This window comes from Lysinibacillus sp. UBA6686 (assembly GCF_002455205.1).
Lineage (GTDB): Bacteria > Bacillota > Bacilli > Bacillales_A > Planococcaceae > Lysinibacillus > Lysinibacillus pakistanensis.
Genome location: NZ_DKJS01000042.1, coordinates 21,174 through 27,173, shown reverse-complemented (window position 1 = coordinate 27,173; position 6,000 = coordinate 21,174). Strand labels below are relative to the sequence as shown.

Here is a 6,000-nt window from a genome sequence, read left to right as displayed (position 1 = left end):
ATAGTATTTCAACAACATGAATAAGCTGCAAGTTTAATCCTTGCAGCTTATTTTAATTTCACTTTTTTAAAGACACATCTAAGTCACCGTGCGACAAGGAAACATTTAATTGATGATCACCCTTGTTTAATTGAGTCACTGTTCCGCTTTGCTCTTCGTCATTGATGGATACATCACCAAAGCTTGTTTTTAATGCATAACCAATATCACTTTGTTTATTTTGTAAGTGAAGCGTTGCATCGCCAAAGCTAGAAGTAATAGTGGTTTGACCATTTAAAGTTCCATCAATATTTATATCTCCGTGCTTGCTTTCAATGTTGATGCCGTTACTAGAATATTGTTGGAGCGTTAAATCACCAAAGTCCTGGGCAACCTCTGTTTTCTCACCTGTCGTATTCGTAAATGTAATATCACCGTAATCTTGAATAAGATTAAGCTGTTGATAATTTAGTCCTTGTAGTGCTGTATCTCCGAATTTACTGTCTATCACAATCATATCTAGTTTTTTATCTGCTGGGACATAGAGTTTGATAGAAGGTGAAGAAAAGCTAGCAAAGCCAAATTGCATGCGGTTCTTTTTCTTCGCTTTTGCTTCAATCGTTAAAGTTCCATTTTCAATACGATATGTTACATCTTGTTGCTCAAGTACATTTGCTTCTAGCTTATAGTTGCTATCATTTGCAATAATGCTAATATCGCCATAGTCATTCACTATATTTATACTCGTAAATGCATCCAAATCATGTGATTGACTAACTAATGTATTATTGCTTGGTACATGTAGGCCATCCTCATCTTTGATAAGTAACCAGCGACCGCCTGAAAAATAGCCAACTACTGCTAATAAAATGCCAAAAGCAATCATTGTCATTGCTAAAAGAGTATTTTTGGAAGTCATTTTAAAAACCTCCTTTTTGTTTTCTCATTATTTTGTGGAATAATCTTCCTAATGTTTCAACTGAAATAAGGACGATTTTCTTGATAAAACGAGCGACGACAGGAAAGAGTAAAACGCCCAAACCTGTTACGATAAAGCCAACACCCATAAAGAGTAAAGCAGTGGGCCAATCCTCTGTTAAAATAAAGAAACCTGAAATAAGGGCGGCAATTCCACCGAAAAAAATACTGAGGATGCCAGCCCCAATTGCAAAGATAAAACTGATAATCACCGCACCAAATGAAAAAATCAGTGCAATAGCCGCTGCAAGTAATGGTAGAGAAAGTGGTGCAGACAATATAGCTAGAATAATGAGCCAAATGGCTGTCATATTCTTTTTAGCTGATTTTTCTGAAGAAGCCTCCAAATCTTTCAGTGCAAAATCAGCTAATATTTGAGAGGCTACTTGTGAAGGGGAGCCGAGTTCTACAATAACCTTTTGTTCATTCTCCTCTCCAGCCTCTTCAAAGTATTCTTCATAATAGGCAAGCGCAGCATCTAATTCATGCGCAGGAAGCCGACGTAATTTTCCTCGAAGCTTTTTTAAATAGCTAACTCTATCCATTTACATTACCTCCTAATAGTACACAATCAACCTTTTCCTTATAGAGTTTCCATTCTTTTAAAAGCTCTAGTAATCGTATTCGACCTTGTTCAGTAATTTGGTAATACCGTCTATTTCTACCTTGATATGGCTGATCGTAGGTTGTTAGGTAGTTTGCTTTTTGTAATCGACGTAGCACCGGATATAACGTTGATTCCGAAATATCCATCACAGACTGGACTTGCTGTGTCAATAAATAGCCATATGCATCCTCTTTATCGACAATAGCAAGCACACAAGCATCAAGCAAAGCTGAACCAAGCTGAAATGTCATTTTTTTCACCTCTCAATGGGTTACTTATACAAGGGTTTATATTATATATCATATAGTATAGGGATATTATATGATGTATAGCATTAAATTGTCAAATTCTATAAAAAAATAAATGACACTATTGTCATTTATTTCTTGACTTCGAATAGTTGCTAAAGTATTCTTAAAATGATACTAGTGTCATTTTTAAAAAAGGAGGACAATTAGGTGCCAAAAGTAAGCAAAGAATATGTACAGGAAAAGAAAAAGAAGATATTAGATTCTGCCTTAACTGTTTGTAAAATGAAGCCACTCTACGATATTACGATGAGAGATATTATTAAAGCTTCAGGAGTAAGCCAAGGGGGGATCTACCGTTATTATTCAGATTTGGATGAAATACTTGTTGATGTCATTAACCAAGCTAATGCTAACGCAGATTATAAACATCTTATTGATGAAATAATGGATACTAGTGATTCCCCCAAAACATCAATATTTCAATTATTTACTTTTCTCGGGCAGTATATAAAGGAAAACCTATTGACGGTGGGAAAATTCCAATTTGAACTCACTATTTTATTTGCCAACAATCCAAAAAGACAAGAGAAAATTTTATCAAACATTACTGAGAATGAAAGTGGCCAATATTTAATGCAGAATCTTTTTATTGCCATACGTAAGGGAATATCTACAGGCTGCTTTCAACCAGCAATTTCGATTGAGGACCTATCTATTTTTATGGTTACCTCAATTGATGGTATTGTTAGAGATGTTTTATTGCAAAAATGTTATGGCGTTTTTCCGATTGATCAAATGCAGTTTGATGAAATTAAATTGATGAATACACTATGTAAATCTGTGTTATTACTACTAGGATCTAAGGAAGGGGAGACAAAGAATTGAGAGTAGAGATAAGAAGATTTTTATTTCTAACCTTTGCAACTTCATGGTTCATATGGGGAGGCTTAGCCCTCTTAACACAGCTAAATCTTCTGAAATTTGGCAGTGCGGTTTCGATGATATTATTTATTCTGGGCGGTGTCACGCCAGCATTTTGTGAGATTTGGTTAAAAAAGAAATATTCAACGAAAGAAGAGTTTCATTCTTTTATCCATAATATAAAAAATGCTAAACACCCTTTATCATGGTACATATTTGTTATAGGCTTGGCATTTATCGCTTGCTTTTTACCAACTCTCTGGGGTGGAGCAGTAATGGAAGAACCACTATACCTAGCATTTATTGAACTTCCAATTATGATCATTGGAGGGGGGTTAGAGGAAATCGGCTGGCGTGGATTTTTACAGCCAACTTTGCAAAAAAGATGGTCTCCATTACTCAGCACATTTATGGTAGGTGCTATTTGGACTATTTGGCATTTACCATTATGGTTTGTCGTGGGCTCTAATCAAATGAATATGAACTTCCTTTGGTTTACTTTAACAGCCTTGGCATTATCCTTTTTATTAACCGTTATTTATCTTTTCACTAATAGCATTTTTCTTTGTATTATTTTCCATGCTTTCATAAATTCACTTTGGGATGTTTTTATTCCAGTTACAAATGTGGCGTCTGGCTTATGGACCTTTTTATTGGCATTCCTTCTTTTTGCCATTTTTGAAGCCTATCGAAAAAAGAATTTTCCCATAGTAAGCTCAAAGTAAATGTAATTATAAGAAAATAATAATTGAAGATTAGTAGGAAAATCTGTTATAGTATGTGCTGAAGGGCAGTATCCTTTGTGAACGGCACCTTCAAAAAGTAAGACCTATTTCTACTAAATATCTGCCTTGATCTTTTGAAGACAGGGACGGAAGAAAACGAACGTTCAAAAATGTAACCTGATTCAAAATACAGGCTATTAAATGTTCAATATGCCTATAAATCAATCAAGTTACGGCCTCTTATGGATATTGCAATCTAGGAGGTAATTTTGACTATGAACGAAACACTACCCTTCTGTCCATTTAGGAACGGAAGGGTTTTTCTGTTTTCTTCCCTTAAAAAAGGAGGACTACATGATGAAAACGACTTCAGATTTTTTAAAGATGAAGGGAGCAGGTGAAAAAATTGTTATGCTAACTGCATATGATTATCCTGCTGCAAGATTCGCGGAGGAAGCGGATGTTGATATGATTCTAGTGGGCGATTCACTAGGAATGGTGGTGCTGGGCTATAACTCCACAATGCCAGTCACCGTAGCAGATATGGTCCATCATGCAAAAGCAGTGCGCCGTGGTGCCAAGGATACGTTTGTCGTTGTGGATATGCCGTTTGGTTCCTATCATGGTGATGTAAACGAGACGTTGAAAACGGCTGTATTTATGATGCAGGAAACGGGTGCGGATGCACTAAAGTTAGAAGGGGCTGATGAGGTTATACCAGTAATACGTAAATTAACATCAGCTGGTATTCCAGTAGTAGCACATTTAGGGTTGCTGCCACAATCAGCAGGAGTACTTGGCGGCTATAAGGTTCAGGGTAAAACCGCAGAGCAGGCAACGAAGCTACTAGAAGATGCAAAAAAATGCCAAGAGGCTGGAGCTTGTGCAGTTGTTGTCGAATGTATTCCACATCAGCTTACAGAGTTGCTAGCTGCTAATCTAATCATCCCAACGATTGGTATTGGTGCAGGAGTAGAGGCTGATGGGCAAGTATTGGTTTATCATGATATGCTCGGCTACGGCTCCCATCACGTACCGAAGTTTGTAGAGCGTTTTGGGGATATGGGGAACGAGGCAAGTCGTGGAATTGCAGATTATGTAACTGCAGTGAAGGCTGGAACATTCCCAGCACCAAAGCATTTCTTCACGATGAAAGAGGAAGCACTGGATCAGCTATACGGGGGCGTAAAGTAATGAAAGTAGTCACAACGATTCAAGCACTAACAGCTGAAATCCAAGCAATAAAGCGAGATCAACAATCAATTGGCCTTGTTCCAACGATGGGTTACTTACATGAAGGGCATTTAACACTTGCAAAGACAGCTCATGCTGAAAATGATGTAGTTGTAATGAGTATTTTTGTTAATCCAACGCAATTTGGACCAAACGAAGACTTTGAAAGCTATCCACGAGACCTGCCGCGAGATACGGAATTGGCAGCTTCAGCAGGCGTAGATATTGTTTTCGCACCAAGTGTTGAGGAGATGTATCCTTATGATGGTGGCATTCGTATTCAGGCGGGTGAACAAGCAACCATTCTTTGTGGCGCGAGTCGCCCTGGGCATTTTGATGGCGTTTTACAGGTCGTATCAAAATTATTTCACTTAGTACAACCAACAAAAGCATATTTCGGTCAGAAGGATGCACAGCAAGTTGCTCTAATTGCTACAATGGTTCGTGATTTTAACTATCCGTTAGAAATGAGAGTCGTTCCAATTGTACGTGAGGAGGATGGCTTAGCAAAATCCTCTCGAAATGTCTATTTAAATCAAGCAGAGCGTTTGGAGGCACCTGCCATTTATGAAGCACTACAGCTAGCCCGCGATAGCTTCTTAACAAATGGAGACGCAGAGAACGCTCTTATGAAAGCGAAAGCACATATTGCTGCAAAGACTCATGGCAAGATAGATTATATGGAGCTGTTAGCGTATCCGGATTTAACACTAGTCACTGCTAACACTGAGCAAGTATTATTAGCTACGGCTGTCTATATTGGGAGCACTCGTTTAATTGATAATTGTATCTTTAATGTGAAAGAGGGATTATAAAATGTTAAGAATGATGATGAACAGTAAAATCCACCGTGCAACAGTGACACAAGCAGATTTAAACTATGTTGGATCGATTACAATTGATGAGGATATTTTAGATGCAGTAGGTATGCTTCCAAATGAAAAAGTGCATGTTGTGAATAATAACAATGGGGCACGCTTTGAAACTTATATTATTGCAGGAGAGCGTGGATCAGGCGTTATTTGTGTCAATGGAGCAGCAGCACGTCTAGTACAGCGTGGAGATATTGTCATTATTATTTCTTATGTGTATGTAGATAATAAAGAGGCCAAAGAGCATAAGCCAACTGTGGCAATTATGGGTGAGGGCAATTTGATAAAAGAAATGATTACCCATGAGCCAGAGGCAACCGTGATGTAGCATAAAAGGGAGCGTGTACAAATTGTGCATGCTTCTTTTTTATGCCTTACTTAAAAGGCAAAGGGATGCTGCTAAACTAAATATATGATAAAATTCATCTATCTAA

The 6,000-nt window shown here is 37.6% G+C and carries 8 protein-coding genes; 5 read left to right on the top strand and 3 right to left on the bottom strand.

The window, feature by feature from the left end:
• Window positions 1–58: 58 nt before the first annotated feature.
• From B2R82_RS10955 to B2R82_RS10945, 3 genes are read right to left on the bottom strand one after another with little or no spacing between them, the layout of a single operon-like run.
• Window positions 59–898, bottom strand: a complete 840-nt coding sequence (locus B2R82_RS10955) for a DUF4097 family beta strand repeat-containing protein (protein ID WP_286924889.1) — start codon at window positions 896–898, stop codon at window positions 59–61.
• Window position 899: 1 nt separating this feature from the next.
• Window positions 900–1,502 carry a DUF1700 domain-containing protein gene (locus B2R82_RS10950; protein ID WP_286924888.1) on the bottom strand — a complete coding sequence of 201 codons (603 nt, stop codon included), beginning with the start codon at window positions 1,500–1,502 and terminating at the stop codon, window positions 900–902.
• Window positions 1,495–1,815, bottom strand: coding sequence for a PadR family transcriptional regulator (locus B2R82_RS10945; RefSeq protein WP_054770306.1), 321 nt, complete (start codon window positions 1,813–1,815; stop codon window positions 1,495–1,497). Before B2R82_RS10945 ends, B2R82_RS10950 begins: the two co-directional genes overlap by 8 nt.
• 207 nt (window positions 1,816–2,022) lie before the next feature.
• Here B2R82_RS10945 and B2R82_RS10940 point away from each other — a divergent pair, with 207 nt between their 5' ends.
• The 5 genes from B2R82_RS10940 to panD all read left to right on the top strand — a co-directional run bounded on the left by B2R82_RS10940 (window position 2,023) and on the right by panD (window position 5,894).
• Entirely contained in the window at window positions 2,023–2,700 is a 678-nt protein-coding gene (locus B2R82_RS10940; protein WP_286924887.1) for a TetR/AcrR family transcriptional regulator, read from the top strand.
• Window positions 2,697–3,461 carry a CPBP family intramembrane glutamic endopeptidase gene (locus B2R82_RS10935; RefSeq protein ID WP_286924886.1) on the top strand — a complete coding sequence of 255 codons (765 nt, stop codon included), beginning with the start codon at window positions 2,697–2,699 and terminating at the stop codon, window positions 3,459–3,461. The genes B2R82_RS10940 and B2R82_RS10935 overlap by 4 nt, the downstream gene beginning before the upstream one ends.
• 357 nt (window positions 3,462–3,818) lie before the next feature.
• Window positions 3,819–4,655 (top strand): 3-methyl-2-oxobutanoate hydroxymethyltransferase, encoded by an 837-nt coding sequence (gene panB, locus B2R82_RS10930; protein WP_286924885.1) that lies wholly within the window; start codon window positions 3,819–3,821, stop codon window positions 4,653–4,655.
• Entirely contained in the window at window positions 4,655–5,509 is an 855-nt protein-coding gene (panC, locus tag B2R82_RS10925; protein WP_286924884.1) for a pantoate--beta-alanine ligase, read from the top strand. Before panB ends, panC begins: the two co-directional genes overlap by 1 nt.
• 1 nt (window position 5,510) lies before the next feature.
• Window positions 5,511–5,894, top strand: a complete 384-nt coding sequence (gene panD, locus B2R82_RS10920; protein WP_286924883.1) for an aspartate 1-decarboxylase — start codon at window positions 5,511–5,513, stop codon at window positions 5,892–5,894.
• Window positions 5,895–6,000: the final 106 nt, after the last annotated feature.

Excerpts from the sequence above, each read along its gene's own strand:
- B2R82_RS10950 (WP_286924888.1), bottom strand. The coding sequence starts at position 1,502 with ATGGATAGAGTTAGCTATTTAAAAAAGCTTCGAGGAAAATTACGTCGG.
- panC (WP_286924884.1), top strand. The coding sequence starts at position 4,655 with ATGAAAGTAGTCACAACGATTCAAGCACTAACAGCTGAAATCCAAGCA.
- panD (WP_286924883.1), top strand. The coding sequence starts at position 5,511 with ATGTTAAGAATGATGATGAACAGTAAAATCCACCGTGCAACAGTGACA.
- B2R82_RS10955 (WP_286924889.1), bottom strand. The coding sequence starts at position 898 with ATGACTTCCAAAAATACTCTTTTAGCAATGACAATGATTGCTTTTGGC.
- panB (WP_286924885.1), top strand. The coding sequence starts at position 3,819 with ATGAAAACGACTTCAGATTTTTTAAAGATGAAGGGAGCAGGTGAAAAA.
- B2R82_RS10945 (WP_054770306.1), bottom strand. The coding sequence starts at position 1,815 with ATGACATTTCAGCTTGGTTCAGCTTTGCTTGATGCTTGTGTGCTTGCT.